The following is a 17,635-nucleotide window of genomic DNA, read 5'->3' as shown; positions in this document are numbered from 1 at the left end:
CCCCGGCAACGGCAACGTCCCGGCCCCGACGGCGAGCCCGCTCGCCGCGCCCGTAGCCAGCGGCGCGCCCGCGGTCGCCGCAGCCAGCGGCGGCCCGGGCGTCCGCGCCGCACTGCGGTGACCGCGGGGCCCGGCCCCAGGGCGGCTCCGGGCGGGCCACTGCTACCGGCCCGGCCCCGGCGGCGAGCCCGTTCGTGGTGCCCGTGGACAGCGGCGTGCCCGCGGTCGCCGTCGCCTGGCCGAGCGGCGGCCCCCGCGTCTCGCGCCGCACGGCGGTGACTGCGACGTCCGGCCCCAGGGCGGGGCCGGGTCGGTCACTGCCCCCGGACCGGCCCCGGCGGCCCGTTCGCGGCGTGCCTGCGGTCGCCGCAGTCCGGCCGAGCGGCGTCCCGGGCGCCCCGCGCCGCACGGCGGTGATCGCGGGGCCCGGCGCCAGGGCGGCTCCGGGCGGGCCACTGCTACCGGCCCGGCCCCGGCGCTAAACCCGGTCGTGGCGTCCGTGGGCAGCGGCGTCCCGGCGTCCCGCGCCCCACGGGCGGCGACCGGCCCACCGGACCGGCCCCGGCGGTAAGTCTGTGGTTGCCGTCGCCTGGCCGAGTGGCGGGCGGGGCGTCTCGCGCTGCACGGCGGTGGCCGCGGTGCCGGGCCCCAGGGCGGGGCCGGGCGGGCCATTGCCACCGGCCCGGTCCCGGCGGTAGGCCCGTTCGCGGCGTCCGTGACAGCGGCGTGCCCGCGGTCGCCGTAGCCCGGCCGAGCGGCAGTCCGGCCGTCTCGCGCCGCGCGGAGGGGACCGCGGTGCCCGGCCTCAGGGCGGCCCCGAGCCGGCCACTGCCACCCGACCGGACCCGGCGGCGTGCCCGGTCGTGGCGTCCGTGGGCAGCGGCGTCCCGGCGTCCCGCGCCCCACGGGCGGCGACCGGCCCCCCCGGACCGGCCCGGCGGTAAGCCCGTGGTCGCCGTCGCCTGGCCGCGCGGCGGTCCGGGCGTCTCGCGCTGCACGGCGGTGGCCGCGGGGCCCGGCGCCAGGGCGGCCCCGGACCGGCCGCCGCCATCGGACCGGCCCCGGCGCTACGTCCGGTCGCGGCGGCCGGGGGGCAGCGGCGTGCCCGCGGTCGCCGCAGCCCGGCCGAGCAGCGCTCCGGGCGTTCGCGCCGCACGGCGGCGAACGGCCCTCAGGGCGGCCCCGGGCCGGCGGCCGCGCCGGCCGCCGCGCCACCGGTTCCCACACCCCGACCGGACCCGCCACCGCGCTCGCCAGGGCGATCCCGCCCACCGTGAACCGACGTGCCCCCGTCCGCCGTCGGCGCGATCCCGGCCACCGTGACCCGCGATCCGGACCACCGTGAATCGTCGCAAACCGCCACCCCTCCGCCCGCCGCCGGCGCGATCCCGCCCACCACGAACCGCCGTCGAGGCCCGCCCGAACTCCCGTCATCCGCACGTTCTTTGTCGGAAGCATTGACGAAATCCGTGGCCCCTCCTACCTTCGACGCGTCGTACTTCGTACGTCATATATGAGACGCGATATGTGAGATCCGAGAGGGCCGTATGACCTCTGTGCCCACGCCGATCCCGTCCCGCACGCAGTACGTGCTGGACGCGATCAAACACCGCATCCTCACCGGGCAGTTGACGCCCGGTCAGGCCCTGGTCGAGACGGAGCTGGCCGCGCAGTTCGGGGTGTCCAAGACCCCGGTGCGCGAGGCGCTGAAGACCCTCGCCGGCACCGGCCTGGTCGTGATGAGCCAGTACAAGGGCGTCACGGTGCGCATGGTGGACGCGGACATGGCGCGCGAGGTCTACGACGTACGGCTGCTGCTGGAGCCGGAGGCTCTGCGCCGGTCCGTCCGGGGCGGCGCCTCCCTCGACGCCGCCCGCTCCGCGCTGACCCGCGCCGACGACGCCACCGACACCGCCGAACGCTCCCTCGCCAACCGGGAGTTCCACCGCGCCCTGTACCTGCCGTGCGGCAACCCGCTGCTCGCCCGGATGCTGGACGAGGTCCGCGACCAGGCCGCCCTGGTCTCCACCGTCGCCTGGGCCGCCGACCCGTCCTGGGAGCGGGAGGCCGCCGAGCACCGGGACATCCTGCGGCGCGCGCTGGACGGCGACGCCGACGGGGCCGCCGAGGCCCTGCGCGCCCACATCGCGTCCTTCGTACACCGGGCGTTCCCCGAGCCCCTCGCGACGGAAGGCGAGCGATGAGCAGCGTGACCTTCGAGACCCAGCGGGCGGCCCTGGCCGACGTGGTGGCCATCCCGGTGACCCCGTTCGCCGCGGACGGCTCCGTGGACACCGCCGCCCACCGGGCCCTGCTGCGCCGCCTGCTCGACGGCGGGATCACCACCCTCACCCCGAACGGCAACACCGGTGAGTTCTACGCCCTCACCCCCGAGGAGCGCCGGCTGGTCGCCGAGACCACCGCGGCGGAGGCCGGCGGCCGCGCCGCGATCCTGGCCGGCGTGGGCCACGACCTGCCCACCGCCATCGCCTCCGCCCGGCACGCCCGCGACCTGGGCGCCGGGATGGTCATGGTGCACCAGCCGGTGCACCCGTACGTCTCGGCGGCCGGCTGGGTCGACTACCACCGCGCGATCGCCGAGGCCGTCCCCGAGCTGGGCGTGGTGCCGTACATCCGCAACGCGCAGCTTCCCGGCGCCCGGCTCGGCGAACTCGCCGGCCACTGCCCGAACGTGATCGGCGTGAAGTACGCCGTCCCGGACGCCGCCCGGTTCGCGGCCTTCGCCCGGGACGCGGGCCTGGACCGCTTCGTCTGGGTGGCCGGACTCGCCGAGCCGTACGCGCCCTCCTACTTCTCCGCGGGCGCCACCGGCTTCACCTCGGGACTCGTCAACGTGGCCCCGGCCCTCTCCCGGACCATGCTGGCGGCGCTGCGCCGCGGCGACTACCCGGCCGCCATGAAGGTCTGGGAGCGGATCCGCCGCTTCGAGGAGCTGCGCGCCGCGCACGGCAACGCCGACAACGTCACCGTCGTCAAGGAGGCCCTGGCCGCGCTCGGCCTGTGCCGGCGGGACGTCCGCCCGCCCAGCAGGGCGCTGCCCGAGGACCAGCGCGCCGAGGTCGCCGCCATCGCCGCCGGATGGTCCATATGAGCGCGCCCCGCAAACGGCCCGAGGAACTGCGCAGCCACCAGTGGTACGGCACCGACGGCCTGCGGTCCTTCAGCCACCGCGCCCGCACCCGCCAGCTCGGCTACCTGCCCGAGGAACACCTCGGCAAGCCGGTCATCGCCATCCTCAACACCTGGTCCGACATCAACCCCTGCCACGTCCACCTGCGCGAGCGCGCCCAGGCCGTCAAGCGCGGGGTGTGGCAGGCGGGCGGCTTCCCGCTGGAGTTCCCGGTCGCCACGCTCAGCGAGACCTTCCAGAAGCCGACCCCCATGCTCTACCGCAACCTGCTCGCCATGGAGACCGAGGAGCTGCTGCGCTCCTACCCGGTCGACGGCGCGGTGCTCATGGGCGGCTGCGACAAGTCCACGCCCGCGCTGCTGATGGGCGCCGCCTCCGCCGGCCTGCCCGCGGTCTTCGTGCCCGCCGGCCCCATGCTCCCGGGCCACTGGCGCGGTGAGGTCCTGGGCTCCGGCACCGACATGTGGAAGTACTGGGACGACAAGCGGGCCGGGCTCATCGGCGACTGCGAACTGGCCGAGCTGGAGAGCGGCCTGGCCCGCTCGCCGGGCCACTGCATGACGATGGGCACGGCGTCCACGCTCACCGCGGCGGCCGAGGCCCTCGGGGTGACCGTGCCGGGCGCCTCCAGCATCCCGGCGGTGGACTCCGGGCACGACCGGATGGCGGCGCGGGCCGGCCTGACCGCGGTGGAACTGGTCCACCGGGACCGCACACTGGCCGACATCCTCACCCGGGAGGCGTTCGAGGACGCCGTCACCACCGTGCTGGGCCTCGGCGGCTCCACCAACGCGGTGATCCACCTGATCGCCATGGCCGGCCGGGCGGGCGTCCGGCTCACCCTGGACGACTTCGACCGCATCGCCCGCACGGTCCCGGTGCTCGCCAACGTCCGCCCGGGCGGACGGAAGTACCTGATGGAGGACTTCCACTTCGCCGGCGGGCTGCCCGGCTTCCTCTCCCGGATCACCGACCTGCTCCACCTGGACCGCCCGACCGTCGCCCACGACAGCCTGCGCGAACAGCTGGCGGGCGCCCTGGTCCACGACGACGACGTGATCCGGCCCCGGGACAACCCGGTCGCGGCCGAGGGCGGGGTCGCCGTGCTGCGCGGCAACCTCTGCCCGGACGGCGCGGTCATCAAGCACATCGCCGCCGAGCCGCGTCTGCTGCGGCACACCGGCCCGGCCGTCGTCTTCGACGACTACAAGACCATGCAGCGGACCATCAACGACCCCGCGCTCGGCATCACCGCCGACCACGTGCTGGTGCTGCGCAACGCCGGCCCCAAGGGCGGCCCGGGCATGCCCGAGTACGGCATGCTGCCGATCCCGGACCACCTGCTGAAGCAGGGCGTGCGGGACATGGTCCGCATCTCCGACGCCCGGATGAGCGGCACGAGCTACGGCGCGTGTGTGCTGCACGTGGCCCCGGAGTCGTACGTCGGCGGCCCCCTGGCGCTGGTGCGCAGCGGCGACCTCATCACCCTGGACGTCGCCGCCCGCAGCCTCCGCCTCCACGTGGACGACGAGGAGCTGGCGCGGCGCCGGGCGGCGTGGACCCCGCCGCCCGCGCGGTACGAGCGCGGCTACGGAGCGCTCTACAACGAGCAGATCACCCAGGCGGACACCGGCTGCGACTTCGAGTTCCTCGCGCGGCCCGGCACGGTGCGGGACCCGTACGCGGGCTGAGCCGCCCCGCATCCCGGCCGCCCTTGGCCGGGATCTCGAACACCGATCGGAAAGCGCTTCACCGAGAACGGAGAACAGTCATGGCCCAAGCCGCAGCCGTGGCGACACCGCCCGCGCCACCCCGGCGGCGCCGTGCCTCCGCGACCCCGCGCAGGCTGCCGTACCTGCTGATCGCCCCGGCGGCCCTGCTGATGCTGGGCTTCATCGCCTACCCGGTGCTCAGCGTCTTCTACTACAGCCTGCGCGACTACAACCCCACCAAGCCCTGGCGCAACGGCTTCGCGGGCCTGGAGAACTTCACCCACGCCTTCGCCCACGACCCGCAGTTCTGGGACTCGCTCACCTTCAGCGCCAAGTGGGTCGTGGTGGAGGTCGCCCTGCAACTGCTGCTGGGCCTCGCCCTGGCGCTCATCGTCAACCAGACGTTCGTGGGGCGGGCGGTGGGCCGCGCGCTCGTCTTCTCGCCCTGGGCCGTCTCCGGCGTGCTGACCTCCGCCATCTGGGTGCTGCTGTACAACTCCCAGACGGGCGTGAGCCGTTACCTCGCCGACGCGGGCCTCGGCTCCTACGGCACGAGCTGGCTGTCGGACACCTCCACGGTGTTCCCGGCCGCGGTGGTCGCCGACCTGTGGCGGGGAGTGCCGTTCTTCGCGATCCTCATCCTCGCCGACCTCCAGTCCGTCTCCCGGGACCTGTACGAGGCCGCCGAGGTGGACGGGGCGAGCCGGCTCCAGCAGTTCCGGCACATCACACTGCCCCACCTGAAGGACGCGATCGTCCTGTCCACGCTGCTGCGCGCGGTGTGGGAGTTCAACAACGTCGACCTGCTCTACACCCTGACCGGCGGCGGTCCGGCCGGCGAGACCACCACCCTGCCGCTGTACATCGCCAACACCTCCGTCGACGCCCACAACTTCGGCTACGCCTCCGCCCTGACCACGGTGGCGTTCGTGATCCTGCTCTTCTGCTCGGTCGTCTACCTGCGGCTGAGCAAGTTCGGAGGTGCGTCCAGGTGATCACCGAGATCGCTCCCGCCCCCGGGCGCGTGGCGGCCCAGCCCGCCCGGCCCGGCCGCCGGCACCGCGCCTGGGACGAGGTCCCGCGCTGGCAGATCTACGTCCCGCTGGCCGTCTACCTCCTGTTCACGCTGATCCCCTTCTACTGGATCCTGCTCTTCGCGCTCCGCCCGGCCGGCTCCACCTCCCTGGTGCCCTGGCCGGTCACCTTCGAGCACTTCGCGAAGGTGTGGACCGAACGCAGCTTCGGCACCTACTTCACCAACAGCGTCTACGTCGGCCTCGCCACGCTGGTGCTCACCACCGTCGTCTCCCTGGCCGGCGGCTACGCCCTCGCCCGGTTCGACTTCCGCCTCAAGCGCGGCTTCATGCTGGCCCTGCTCTGCTCCCAGTTCGTGCCGGGCGCGCTGCTGCTGGTGCCGCTGTTCCAGATCTTCGCCGGGCTGCGGATGATCAACTCGCTGGGCAGCGTCGTCCTCGCCGAGACCGTCTTCCAGCTTCCGCTGTCGATGATCCTGATCAGCGGCTTCATCCGGAACGTGCCCTACTCCCTGGAGGAGGCCGCCTGGGTGGACGGCTGCAACCGGCTGACCGCCTTCCGGATCGTCGTCCTGCCGCTGCTGCGGCCCGGGCTGATCGCCGTCGGCTCCTTCGCCTTCGTGCACGCCTGGAACCACTTCCTGTTCGCCCTGATGTTCCTGTCCGACCAGGGCAAGCAGACCATCCCGGTCGGCCTGAACACCCTGATGAGCGCGGATAGCGTCGACCTGGGCGCCCTGGCGGCGGGCGGCATCATCGCGGCCGTGCCCGTGGTGATCGTGTTCGCCTTCATCCAGAAGTGGCTGATCACCGGGTTCAGCGCCGGGGCGGTGAAGGGATGAGACCGCGCCACCTCGCAGCGGCCGTCGCGGGGAGGACGGCATGACCGTGCCCGTCGTCCTCGCGGGCGCCCGCGGCCACGGCCGCTGGCACCTGGACAACATCCGCCGGCTCCAGGCCCGGGGCGTGGTCCGGCTGGCCGGGATCTGCGAGCTGACCCCGCTGACCGCGGCGGAGATCCCGGACGGCCTGGGCACGCCCGCGCAGTCCGCCGACCTCGGGGCCCTCCTGGACGGCACCGGCGCGCGGATCGCCGTCGTCTGCACACCGATCCCGACCCACACCGGGCTGGCCCTGACCGCCGCCGCGCGGGGCGCGCACCTGCTGCTGGAGAAGCCGCCCGCACCCTCCTACGCCGCGTTCCGCCGCATGGCCGACGGGGTCGCGCGAGCCGGGGTGGCCTGCCAGATCGGCTTCCAGTCGCTCGGCTCGCACGCGCTGCCCGCGATCCGGCGGCTGATCGCCGAGGGCGCCATCGGCGAGGTGACCGGGGTCGGCGCCGCCGGCGCCTGGGCCCGTGACGAGACGTACTACCGGCGGGCGCCCTGGGCCGGCCGGCGGCGCCTGGACGGCGCCGACGTCGTGGACGGTGTCCTCACCAACCCGCTCGCGCACGCCGTCGCCACCGCCCTGGCCCTGCTCGGCACCACCCGCGCCGAGGACGTCACCGGCATCGAGACCGAACTGCTGCGCGCCAACGCCATCGAGTCCGACGACACCTCCTGCGTCCGGGTGCGCACCCCGCGCGGACCGGTCACGGTCGCCGCGACCCTGTGCGCCGAGCGGCCCGGCGAGCCGTACGCGCTGGTGCACGGCAGCACCGGCCGGATCACCTTCTGGTTCAAGCAGGACCGGGTGCTGCTCCAGCGGACCGGGCACGGCCCCGAGGAGACCGTGTACGGCCGCACGGACCTGCTGGAGAACCTGGTCGCGCACCTGGAGCACGGCACCGCGCTGCTGGTCCCGCCGGAGGACACCGGCGCCTTCATGCGGGTGGTCGAGGCCGTCCGCACCGCCCCGGACCCGGTGCCGCTGCCGGACACCGCCTGGCGGCTGCTGCCGGGCGAAGGGCGCCGGACGGTACCGGGCGTCGACGGCCTGGTCGCGGCCAGCGCCGACACCCTCGCCCTCTACTCCGAACTGGGCGCCTCCTGGGCCCCGCCGAACGAGGTGAGCACCTGATGCCCTCCCACGACAGCCTGGTCCTGCGGGTCGCGGGCCGGCCGGTCGGCCGCTACGTCATCCGGCCCGAGCTGCCCGCCCGGCTCGCCCCGCGCCCCTGCCTGCACCCCGTCACCACCCTGGCCGGCACGGCGGTCACCGAGCTGGGCCCGGCCGACCACGCCCACCACCTCGGCGTCGGTGTCGCCGTCCCCGACGTCGAGGGGTACAACTTCTGGGGCGGCCGGACCTTCGTCCGCGACCGGGGCCCGACCGAGCTGGACAACCACGGCGCCCAGCGGCACACCGGCTTTCAGCTCTGCGACCCGGACGGCTTCGTGGAGGAGCTGCGCTGGGTCGCCGCCGGCACCGAGCTGCTGCGCGAACGCCGTACGGTCGCGGCCACCGGGCTCGGCGCCACCGCCTGGGCGCTGGACTTCACCTTCTCCCTCACCAACGTCACCCCGGCCCCGCTGTCGCTCGGCAGCCCCGCCACCAACGGCCGGCCCGGCGCGGCCTACGGCGGCTTCTTCTGGCGGGCCCGCAAGGAGGCACGGACCCCGGAGGTGTTCACCGCCGACCGGGACGGCGAGGCCGCGGTGCACGGCACCCGCGCCGACTGGCTCGCGCTGGCCGGCGCCCGCTGGACGCTGCTCTTCGCCGGCGCCACCGAGGACACCCGCCGCGACCCCTGGTTCGTGCGGGCCGCCGCGTACCCGGGCGTGGGCTCCAGTCTCGCGCACACCGAGCGGCTGTCCGTCGCGCCCGGCGAGACCGTCGTACGCCGGATCGTCACCGTCGTCGCCGACGGCCGGCCCGACCGCGCCGAAGCGGCCGCGCTGGTCCGCAAGGCGGTGGCCCAGTGACCTCCTCCTACCGCAACCCGGTGCTGAACGCCGACTGGTCCGACCCGGACGTCGTCCGCGTCGGCGACGACATCTACCTGACCGCCTCCAGCTTCGGCCGCGTCCCCGGCCTGCCGCTGCTGCACTCCCGGGACCTGGTCGGCTGGACCCTCGTCGGCCACGCCCTGGACCGCCTGGAACCGGCGGAGGAGTTCGACCGGCCCCGGCCCGACTGCGGGGTCTGGGCGCCGTCCCTCCGGCACCACGACGACCGCTTCTGGATCTTCTGGGGCGACCCGGACCAGGGTGTTTTCCAGGTCAACGCCCCCGGGATCAGGGGCCCGTGGACCCGCCCGCACCTGGTGAAGGCGGGCAAGGGCCTGATCGACCCGTGCCCGCTGTGGGACGAGGAGTCCGGCGAGGCCTACCTCGTGCACGCCTGGGCCAGATCCCGCTCCGGGGTCAAGAACCGCCTCACCGGCCACCGCATGCACCCGGACGGCACCTCGCTGCTCGACGAGGGCCGGGTGATCGTAGACGGCGACCGCATCCCCGGCTGGTTCACCCTGGAGGGACCCAAGCTGTACCGGCACGACGGCTGGTTCTGGATCCTTGCCCCGGCCGGCGGGGTGGAGACCGGCTGGCAGGGGGCGTTCCGCTCGCGCGGGTTCTTCGGCCCCTACGAGGAGCGGATCGTCCTGGAGCAGCGGGACACCGACGTCAACGGACCGCACCAGGGCGGCTGGGTGCGCACCGCGGCCGGCGAGGACTGGTTCGTGCACTTCCAGCAGCGCGGCGCCTACGGCAGGGTGGTCCACCTCCAGCCGATGCGCTGGGCGGACGACGGCTGGCCGGTCCTCGGCGACGACGGCGCCCCCGTCGCCGTGCACCGGCGGCCCGCGCTGCCGCCGCAGCCGCCCGCCGCGCCCGCCACCGACGACGACTTCCCCGGCGGCCGGTACGGCCGGCAGTGGCAGTGGACCGCCAACCCGGCCGACGGCTGGGCCACCCAGCACTCCGGGGACGGGCTGCGGCTGGCCTGCGTCCGCTCCGCCGACGCCCACGACCCGCGGAAACTGCCCCACGTCCTGACCCAGCGGCTGCCCGGGGTGCCGGGCACCGTCGAGGTCGGGCTGCGGCTGGACGCCACCGAGCCGGGCGCGCGGGCCGGACTGGCGGTGCTCGGGGACGCCTTCTCCTGGATCGGGCTGGAGCGCGGGACCGACGGGACGGTCCGCCTCGTGCACCGCTTCGCGGAGGAGGTCGCCGAGCGGGAACGCGACGCCGGGGTGCCGTGCGTGGCGCCCGGGGGCCGGGCCCGGCTGCGGATCGAGGCCGGACCCGGGGCGCGGTGCCGGTTCTCCTACGACGTCGGGGACGGCCCGCGTCCGTCCGGGCCGGTCTTCGCGGCCGTGCCCTGGCGCTGGGTCGGCGCCCTGCTCGGCCTGTTCGCCGTCGCACCCGAGGGGACCGGGCCGGCGGGCTCGGCCACCTTCACCCGGTTCCGCTTCACCCCTTCGTGAGCACCGTGCCCGCCTGGCCGGGCACGCCCTTCCCCGGTCCGCGGCAACGGACCGGACACCGAGCCCCACCACCCCCTGCCCCGTTGGACCCAGCAGAAGAGAGCCGACCGATGACAAGCAGCATCCGCAACCGCAGAAGCAGGCGCGCCGCCCTGGCCGTCGCCCTGGGCTCCGTCCTCGCGCTGACCGCCACCGCCTGCGGCGACGACGGCAGCGGCGGCGCGGGCGGCAAGGGGAACGAGGGCTCCGGCAAGGGCACCGTCACGTTCTGGGACAACAACGGCGGTGTCCGCACCGACGTCTGGAAGCAGATCATCGCCGACTTCGAGGACAAGTACCCCGACATCAAGGTCAAGTACGTCGGGGTGCCCGCCGCGAGCGTCCAGTCCAAGTACGACACCGCCATCCAGGGCGGCGGCCTGCCGGACGTCGGCGGCGTCGGCACGGCGATGCTGGCCGAGGTCGCCGCGCAGGGCGCGCTGGAGCCGCTGGACGGCCGGCTCGCCGGCAGCCCGCTGAAGGACAGGCTGAACGCCACGTTCCTGCAAAGCGTCAAGGCGGCCGGCGGCGACGGCAGGACGTACACCGTGCCGACGTCCGCGAACAACGGCACGCTGTGGTACCGGACCGACCTGTTCCGCGCGGCCGGGCTGGAGCCGCCGACCACCTGGACGAAGTTCTACCGGGCCGCCGACCGGCTCACGCACAAGGACAAGAACGCCTTCGGCTACACCCTGCGCGGCGGTGAGGGCTCCATCGCCCAGGCCCTGGACGCGATGTACGGGCAGAGCGGGATCACGTCCTTCTGGAAGGGCGACAAGACCACCGTCAACGACCCGAGGAACGTGGCCGCGCTGGAGAAGTACGCCGGCCTGTACAAGAAGGACACGCCGTCCGCCGACGTGAACAACGACTTCACCAAGATGGTCGCCCAGTGGGACTCCGGCACCATCGGGATGCTCAGCCACAACCTGGGCTCCTACGCCGACCACGAGAAGGCGCTGAAGGGCAGGTTCCGCGGCATCCCCAACCCGACCCTGGACGACGGGACCCGGGTGCAGGTGTCCAACCCGGTCGACGGGCTCGCCCTGTTCAAGTCCGGCAAGAACAAGGCCGCAGCCTGGAAGTTCATCGAGTTCGCCGCCTCGCACGCGGCCAACAGCAAGTGGAACGAGGTCGCGGGGCAGGTGCCGGCCAACACGGAGGCGGCCGGGGACGCGTGGGTGCGGGCGTCGGAGCCGACGAAGCTGGCCGCCGAGGCACTGAACGGGTCCCGCACGAAGATCGTGCAGCTGCCGTACTACCTGCCCGACTGGAACACCCTCTCCAAGGCCGACAACGAACCGAACCTCCAGAAGGTGCTGCTCGGGAAGCTGAGCGCGAAGGAGTTCCTGGACACGCTCGCCGACCAGCTGAACACGGCGCAGGCGGACTGGAAGGAGCACCGCTGAGCGGCCGGACGGCTCCCGAGGGCGGGGGACCGCCGGCCGGCCCCGGCCGGACGCGCGGTCTTCCGCCCCCCTGGAAACGCACCCCAGTCGAAAGGCACAGGCCGTGTCCCTCACGCGCAGACAAGTCACCTCCGCGGGTCTCGCCGCCGTACCGCTCGTCGGCCGTTCCCGCCGGGAGACCCGCACCCTGCACCTCGCCGGCGACTCCACGGCCGCGCAGAAGTACGCCGACGCCGCCCCCGAGACCGGGTGGGGCATGGCGCTGCCCTTCTTCCTCCGCGAGGAGCTGAAGGTCGCCAACCACGCGGTGAACGGGCGCAGTGCGAAGAGCTTCGTGGACGAAGGGCGGCTCGACGCGCTGCTCGCCGGGGTCCGGCGCGGGGATGTGCTGCTCGTCCAGTTCGCGCACAACGACGAGAAGGCCACCGATCCCGCCCGGTACACCGAGCCGTGGACGACGTACCAGCGCTACCTGCGGCTGTACCTCGACGGCGCCCGCGAGCGCGGTGCCCGGCCCGTGCTCGCCACGCCGGTGGAGCGCCGCCGGTTCGCCGCCGACGGCACCGCCCTGCCCACCCACGGCGAATACCCGGCGGCCATGCGCGCCCTTGCCGAGCAGGAAGGGGTCGCGCTGCTCGACATCGAGGCGCTCTCGCTCGCGCTGTGGCAGCGGCTCGGCGCCGAGGAGACGAAGACCTACTTCAACTGGACCGCCACCGAGCAGGACAACACCCACTTCAACCCGCCGGGCGCCGTCGCCGTGGCGCGGCTCGTGGCGCGGGAGCTGCTGCGCACCCGGGTGCTGGCCCGGCACGACGTCGTCCGGCTGCACGAGGAGGTCCCCGCCTCCTGGATCACCTGGCCACCCGCATAGCTTGAGGAGAGCCCCACCATGCGTATCCCTGGATGTCATGGACGTGTCATAGCGACGGCCGTCGGCTGCACGGCCCTCGTCCTCGCCGTCACCGGCACCGCGTCCGCGCACCCCGCCCACCGCACCGCCCCCGGCCGGCAGGTGCTGCCCGCCGGCGACGGCTGGGCGGCCTACGGCACCGGGACGACCGGCGGCGCCGCCGCCGGCCCCGCGCACGTCTACACCGTCACCACCTGGGAGCAGTTCAAGGCCGCCCTCGCGGACGGCGGCAGCGCGCCGAAGATCGTCCGGGTGCGGGGCACCCTCGACGCCGACGGGCCCGGCTGCGACGCGTTCGCCGTGCCCGGCTACGACTTCGCCGCCTATCTGAAGACCTACGACCCCGCCGTGTGGGGCCGGACCACGACCCTCGACGCCGAGCCCGACGACAGCCCCGAGGGCCTGCGCCGCGCCTCCGCCGCCCGCCAGGACGCCTCCATCAAGGCGGCCGTCCCGGCCAACACCACGATCGTCGGCATCGGGCGCGACGCCGGCTTCAAGGGCGCCAGCCTCCAGATCAAGGGCGTCGACAACGTCATCGTGCGCAACCTGGCCTTCGAGAGCCCGCTCGACTGCTTCCCGCAGTGGGACCCGACCGACACCGCCGACGGCAACTGGAACTCCGAGTACGACAGCGCCGTGGTGTACGGGTCGTCCCACGTGTGGATCGACCACGACACGTTCACCGACGGCGACCACCCGGACAGCACCCTGCCGTCGTACTACGGCCGGATCTACCAGCAGCACGACGGCGAGCTGGACGTCGTCAAGGGCGCCGACTACGTCACCGCCTCCTGGAACGTCTTCGAGGACCACGACAAGACGATCCTCATAGGCAACAGCGACAGCGCCGCCACGGCCGCCGTCGACCGCGGGCACCTGAAGGTCACCTTCCACCACAACCTGTTCCGGAACCTGGTCGAACGGGCCCCGCGCGTCCGCTTCGGGCAGGTGGACTCCTACAACAACCACTTCGTCGCCGGTGCCGGCTACTCCTACAGCTACGGCATCGGCCTGGAGTCCCAGCTCGTCGCCGAGCACAACGCGTTCACCCTGCCCGCCGGGACCGGCGCCGGCACGGTCCTGAAGAAGTGGAAGGACGCGCCGGTCACCGCCGCCGACAACTACGTCAACGGCCGGCCGGCGGACCTCGTCGCCGTCCACAACGCCGAAGTCCCCGGCGAGAGCCTGCGGTCCGGGGCCGGCTGGACACCGGCCCTGCGCACCCGGGTGGACCGGCCGGAGGCCGTCCCCGGCCTCGTCGCCCGCCACGCGGGCGCCGGACACCTGCGCTGACCGCCCGCGGCCGGGGCGCGCCCCGCCCCGGCCGCACCCGCCCGAGCCGCCCCGACAAGGAGCCGTCCCATGCCCCTGACCCGACGAGGTCTCCTCGCCGCGAGCGCCGGGTCCGCCGCCGCGCTCGCCCTGGCGCCCGCCCCCGCGCACGCCGGCCCGCGCCCCTTCGGCCGCCACGGCTCCCCGGCCCGCCGCCGCACCCCGGACACCCTCTACGTCGACCCGCACGGGCGCGGCGACTTCACCAGCGTGCAGGCCGCGGTGACCGCCGCCACCGGCAGCGGCCGGACCCTCGTGCTCGCGCCCGGCACCTACCGCGAGACGGTCGCCGTCGACGCCGGCCGCCCGGAGATGACCTGGATCGGCGCCACCGGGGACCCCCGGGACGTCGTGATCGTCTACGACAACGCGGCCGGCACCCCCGCGCCCGGCGGCGGCACCCACGGCACCAGCGGCTCGGCCACGGTCACCGTCCAGGCCGACGGGTTCACCGCCCGCCACCTCACCTTCGCCAACGACTGGCTGCGCGCCGCCCATCCGGGCACCACCGGCACCCAGGCCGTGGCTCTCAAGGCGCAGGGCGACCGCGGCGCCTTCCTGCACTGCCGCTTCCTCGGCCACCAGGACACCCTGTACGCCGACACCCTGGCCCTCGGTGTCTTCGCCCGCCAGTACTACGCCCACTGCCATGTCGAAGGAGACGTCGACTTCGTCTTCGGCCGGGCCACCGCCGTCTACGAGCACTGCCGCTTCCACACCCTGGACCGGACGGACCTGGCCGCGGCGCCCTACGGCTTCGTCTTCGCGCCCTCCACGGCCGCCGCCAACCCGCGCGGCTTCCTCGTCACGCACGGCCGCGTCAGCAGCGAGGCCCCGGACGGCTTCTACAAACTGGCCCGCCCCTGGGTCCCCAGCTCCGACCCCACCGCCCGCCCGATGCTCACCGTCCGCGACACCTGGCTCGGCCCCGGCATCGACGCCGTCGCCCCCTACGCCGACATGGCGGCGGCCCACCCCTGGCAGGAGCAGCGCTTCGCCGAGTACCGCAACACCGGGCCGGGCGCCGCCGTCACCGTGCCGGAGAACCGGCCCCGGCTGACCGCCGCCCAGGCCGCGTCGGCGACCCGGACCGCCTATCTCGGCAACTGGCGCCCCTGGCAGGGCATATCGATCGGATAACAGGGCTCGCGGTAGCCGTGTGATGCGCGTAGACAGTCCGTGACCTGGTACGTCACTCCATCCACCAGATCCGGAGGATCCATGCGCAAGTCCCTCAAGGCGGCCGCGGCCGGCGCCGCCTGTGCCGTCGCCGGTGCCGCGCTGTACGGCGCGGGCGTGGCCGGCGCCGGCCAGTCGACGGCGAACTCCACCCACGAGCCGTACAACATCGGCCAGTTGGTGAAGGACATCGACACCTACTACGGCACCACCGCCGACGCCGACGGCGTCTACCAGGCGTCCCCGGACAGCCCGTACGCCGAGGACCTGGCGCGCATCGACGCCGAGGCCGAGCGCTACCTCGACAAGGCCGCCCGCACGGCGCACCACCGGGGCGCCCGGCCGGCCGTCGTCTTCGACATCGACGACACCCTGCTGCTCAGCCTCGACTACGAGAAGCGCCACAACTACACGTACGACTCCGCCACCTGGAACGACTACGTGAACAAGGCCGACCGTCCGGCCGTCTTCGGCAGCCCCGAGCTGGTGCGCTACGCCGAGTCCAGGGGCGTGGAGGTCTTCTACAACTCCGGTCTCACCGAGGCCCAGCGCGCCGGCGCGGTGGCGAACCTGAAGAAGGCGGGCGCCGACGTGAACCTCGACGCCGGCCACATGTTCCTCAAGGACAAGGCCGCCCCGCCGGCCTATCTGAAGCACTGCGCCGTGCCGGGCACCTGGAACTGCACGACCGTCCAGTACAAGTCGGGCACGCGCCGGCACATCGAGCACGACCTCGGTTACGAGATCATCGCCAACTTCGGCGACCAGTACTCGGACCTGGACGGCGGCTACGCCGACCGCGCCTACAAGCTGCCGAACCCGACCTACTTCGTCTCCTGACGGCCGGCTGAGCACCGTCCCCCCGGCCGGGCCGGCGGGGACCCGGGCGCCGCCGTCTCTCAGCCGTCGTGCGGGGCGAAGTCACCGGCCACCGCGTAGCCATGCCCGCCGGCCACGCCGGTCATGGCATAGCGGTCGGCGCCCGCGTCGCGTCCGCCGCGGGCGTGGTCGTACTGCCCCGCGAACACCCACCGGCCCGCCGGCACCGTGCGCCCCTCGCGCAGCGTCCAGGTGTAGACGACGAACCCGTCCCGCTCGGCGACGCGCTGGGTGAAGTCCCCTTCCGGCAGCGAGCGCCACGCGCCGGTCGACGTCACCGAGCCGGTCTGGGCGATCCGCAGCTCGACGGTGAGGGAGGTCAGCCGCTCGGTGGTCCGCAGGGTCAGATCGCTCTGTGCCCAGAAGGCGTTGCTGTGCGGGTTCACCGAGCCGTCCGACCACAGCGGTCCGTCCTGTTCGGCACGGGCCGCCGGCGGCTTCGCCGGGGCGGTGGCGTCCGGCGTGGGGGAGGAGGAGGCGCCCGGTGCGCGGGTGGGCGGGACGTGCGGCGCCCGGGACGGCCGGCCGGTGCCCTCGCCGGGCGCCGGGTCCGCCGGGTCCGCCGAGCGGTCCGCAGGCCGGGTGGCGGGAGGCGCCGGCGAGCCGGCCGTGGGCGTGGGCGAGACCGCCACGGTCTGCCGGGCCGGCGGGTCGTCGCGCACCGCGGAGGCCACGGCGTAGCCCCCGGCCGCGAGCACGCCCGCCACCGCGGCCGTCGCGCAGACCACCCGGAGCCAGCCGGGCACCGGCGGGCGCACGGCCCGGTGGCCGGGTCCGGGCGGGGCGGCCATGCCGCGCTCCACCCGGGCCAGGATGCGCGCGCGGTCCGGCCGGTGGGCCTCGGCCGCCTCGTGCAGCCGGGCGCGCAGCTCCTCGTGCACGTCCTGCCGCCTCATCGGTTCCTTCCTCCGCTCTCGCCCGCCCGGACCGCCATCGCCGCGCGCACCCGTGGCGGGTCGCCCTGCGGGCCGAGCAGCCGCTGGAGTTCGGCCATGCCCTTGGACGTCTGGCTCTTCACCGTACCCACCGAGATCCCGAGCGCGAGGGCGGTGTCCTTCTCCGACAGGTCGCACGCGTGCCGGAGCACCACGCACGCCCGTTTGCGGAACGGCAGCCGGCGCAGCGCCTCCTGGACGTCCACGACCCCGGCGACGTCCGGGTTCTCGGTCCGTTCCTCGCCGCGCGGCCAGAACAGCGCGACCCGCCGCCGCTCGCGCACCGCGCTGCGGATCCGGGTGCGGGCCAGGTTGGCGACCACGCCCCGCGCGTACGCCACCGGGTGGTCGGCCGCGCGCACCCGGTCCCAGCGGTGCCACAGCGCGAGCAGGGCGTCCGCCGCGAGGTCGTCGGCGGCGTCCGCCTCGCCGGTGAGGAGGCGGGCGAGGCGGGCGAGTTCGGCGTAGTGCTGTTCGAAGAAGGCGTGGAACTCCACGGAGGCTGCGTCGTCGACGACTGTGCCCACGGGTGACCTCTTCTCGGTGCGCGCCAGGAGTGTCATGCAAATGACATGCGAGGAATTGTACGGGTGGCCGGACATCGTATGACCCGCCGAACTCGCCTCCGCGCACCGGAAGTCCACGCGCCGCGGGGGAACGGGAGGGGATACGAGCGG

15 protein-coding genes are annotated in these 17,635 nt (G+C 74.4%); 13 read left to right on the top strand and 2 right to left on the bottom strand.

From position 1 onward, the window contains the following. Positions 1–1,547: 1,547 nt before the first annotated feature. The 13 genes from ACZ4SV_RS29385 to ACZ4SV_RS29325 all read left to right on the top strand — a co-directional run bounded on the left by ACZ4SV_RS29385 (position 1,548) and on the right by ACZ4SV_RS29325 (position 15,984). Positions 1,548–2,204, top strand: coding sequence for a GntR family transcriptional regulator (locus ACZ4SV_RS29385; RefSeq protein ID WP_398216469.1), 657 nt, complete (start codon positions 1,548–1,550; stop codon positions 2,202–2,204). Beyond that, complete coding sequence (locus tag ACZ4SV_RS29380; protein ID WP_397941764.1) at positions 2,201–3,112, top strand: dihydrodipicolinate synthase family protein; 912 nt, start codon at positions 2,201–2,203, stop codon at positions 3,110–3,112. Before ACZ4SV_RS29385 ends, ACZ4SV_RS29380 begins: the two co-directional genes overlap by 4 nt. Continuing rightward, on the top strand, positions 3,109–4,842 hold the full coding sequence (gene araD, locus ACZ4SV_RS29375; protein WP_468007786.1) for an L-arabinonate dehydratase: 1,734 nt from the start codon (positions 3,109–3,111) through the stop codon (positions 4,840–4,842). The genes ACZ4SV_RS29380 and araD overlap by 4 nt, the downstream gene beginning before the upstream one ends. Before the next feature lie 80 nt (positions 4,843–4,922). Further along, complete coding sequence (locus ACZ4SV_RS29370; protein WP_365874178.1) at positions 4,923–5,858, top strand: carbohydrate ABC transporter permease; 936 nt, start codon at positions 4,923–4,925, stop codon at positions 5,856–5,858. After that, positions 5,855–6,739: a carbohydrate ABC transporter permease gene (locus ACZ4SV_RS29365; protein WP_397972195.1), complete on the top strand. Its 885-nt coding sequence runs from the start codon at positions 5,855–5,857 to the stop codon at positions 6,737–6,739. The genes ACZ4SV_RS29370 and ACZ4SV_RS29365 overlap by 4 nt, the downstream gene beginning before the upstream one ends. 40 nt (positions 6,740–6,779) lie before the next feature. Further along, the gene (locus ACZ4SV_RS29360; protein WP_468007783.1) at positions 6,780–7,919 is read left to right on the top strand and encodes a Gfo/Idh/MocA family protein; all 1,140 of its coding nucleotides are present in this window, start codon (positions 6,780–6,782) and stop codon (positions 7,917–7,919) included. Further along, positions 7,919–8,764, top strand: coding sequence for a DUF6807 domain-containing protein (locus ACZ4SV_RS29355; protein WP_468007781.1), 846 nt, complete (start codon positions 7,919–7,921; stop codon positions 8,762–8,764). Before ACZ4SV_RS29360 ends, ACZ4SV_RS29355 begins: the two co-directional genes overlap by 1 nt. Further along, entirely contained in the window at positions 8,761–10,266 is a 1,506-nt protein-coding gene (locus ACZ4SV_RS29350; protein WP_468007779.1) for a glycoside hydrolase family 43 protein, read from the top strand. Before ACZ4SV_RS29355 ends, ACZ4SV_RS29350 begins: the two co-directional genes overlap by 4 nt. A gap of 110 nt (positions 10,267–10,376) precedes the next feature. Beyond that, complete coding sequence (locus tag ACZ4SV_RS29345) at positions 10,377–11,717, top strand: ABC transporter substrate-binding protein (RefSeq protein WP_468007777.1); 1,341 nt, start codon at positions 10,377–10,379, stop codon at positions 11,715–11,717. 103 nt (positions 11,718–11,820) lie between these two features. Further along, complete coding sequence (locus ACZ4SV_RS29340; protein WP_468007775.1) at positions 11,821–12,591, top strand: rhamnogalacturonan acetylesterase; 771 nt, start codon at positions 11,821–11,823, stop codon at positions 12,589–12,591. Positions 12,592–12,609: 18 nt separating this feature from the next. Next, positions 12,610–13,926: a pectate lyase family protein gene (locus ACZ4SV_RS29335; RefSeq protein ID WP_468007773.1), complete on the top strand. Its 1,317-nt coding sequence runs from the start codon at positions 12,610–12,612 to the stop codon at positions 13,924–13,926. A 69-nt stretch (positions 13,927–13,995) separates the two neighbouring features. Next, positions 13,996–15,105 (top strand): pectinesterase family protein, encoded by a 1,110-nt coding sequence (locus ACZ4SV_RS29330; RefSeq protein ID WP_468007771.1) that lies wholly within the window; start codon positions 13,996–13,998, stop codon positions 15,103–15,105. 81 nt (positions 15,106–15,186) lie between these two features. Further along, complete coding sequence (locus ACZ4SV_RS29325) at positions 15,187–15,984, top strand: HAD family acid phosphatase (protein WP_468007769.1); 798 nt, start codon at positions 15,187–15,189, stop codon at positions 15,982–15,984. A 59-nt stretch (positions 15,985–16,043) separates the two neighbouring features. Here the strand turns inward: ACZ4SV_RS29325 and ACZ4SV_RS29320 are convergent, their stop codons facing one another. Both ACZ4SV_RS29320 and ACZ4SV_RS29315 read right to left on the bottom strand, forming a co-directional pair. After that, positions 16,044–16,919, bottom strand: a complete 876-nt coding sequence (locus ACZ4SV_RS29320) for a hypothetical protein (protein ID WP_468007767.1) — start codon at positions 16,917–16,919, stop codon at positions 16,044–16,046. Continuing rightward, positions 16,916–17,485, bottom strand: coding sequence for a SigE family RNA polymerase sigma factor (locus ACZ4SV_RS29315; RefSeq protein WP_365874199.1), 570 nt, complete (start codon positions 17,483–17,485; stop codon positions 16,916–16,918). Before ACZ4SV_RS29315 ends, ACZ4SV_RS29320 begins: the two co-directional genes overlap by 4 nt. Positions 17,486–17,635: the final 150 nt, after the last annotated feature.

The sequence above is a fragment of the Streptomyces sp. NPDC027672 genome (genome assembly GCF_055566335.1).
The sequence above is the reverse complement of the archived record's forward strand: the minus strand, read 5'-3'. Positions and strand labels throughout refer to the sequence as shown.

Excerpts from the sequence above, each read along its gene's own strand:
- ACZ4SV_RS29320 (WP_468007767.1), bottom strand. The coding sequence starts at position 16,919 with ATGAGGCGGCAGGACGTGCACGAGGAGCTGCGCGCCCGGCTGCACGAG.
- ACZ4SV_RS29370 (WP_365874178.1), top strand. The coding sequence starts at position 4,923 with ATGGCCCAAGCCGCAGCCGTGGCGACACCGCCCGCGCCACCCCGGCGG.
- ACZ4SV_RS29385 (WP_398216469.1), top strand. The coding sequence starts at position 1,548 with ATGACCTCTGTGCCCACGCCGATCCCGTCCCGCACGCAGTACGTGCTG.
- ACZ4SV_RS29325 (WP_468007769.1), top strand. The coding sequence starts at position 15,187 with ATGCGCAAGTCCCTCAAGGCGGCCGCGGCCGGCGCCGCCTGTGCCGTC.
- ACZ4SV_RS29360 (WP_468007783.1), top strand. The coding sequence starts at position 6,780 with ATGACCGTGCCCGTCGTCCTCGCGGGCGCCCGCGGCCACGGCCGCTGG.
- ACZ4SV_RS29355 (WP_468007781.1), top strand. The coding sequence starts at position 7,919 with ATGCCCTCCCACGACAGCCTGGTCCTGCGGGTCGCGGGCCGGCCGGTC.
- ACZ4SV_RS29345 (WP_468007777.1), top strand. The coding sequence starts at position 10,377 with ATGACAAGCAGCATCCGCAACCGCAGAAGCAGGCGCGCCGCCCTGGCC.
- ACZ4SV_RS29380 (WP_397941764.1), top strand. The coding sequence starts at position 2,201 with ATGAGCAGCGTGACCTTCGAGACCCAGCGGGCGGCCCTGGCCGACGTG.
- araD (WP_468007786.1), top strand. The coding sequence starts at position 3,109 with ATGAGCGCGCCCCGCAAACGGCCCGAGGAACTGCGCAGCCACCAGTGG.
- ACZ4SV_RS29335 (WP_468007773.1), top strand. The coding sequence starts at position 12,610 with ATGCGTATCCCTGGATGTCATGGACGTGTCATAGCGACGGCCGTCGGC.
- ACZ4SV_RS29330 (WP_468007771.1), top strand. The coding sequence starts at position 13,996 with ATGCCCCTGACCCGACGAGGTCTCCTCGCCGCGAGCGCCGGGTCCGCC.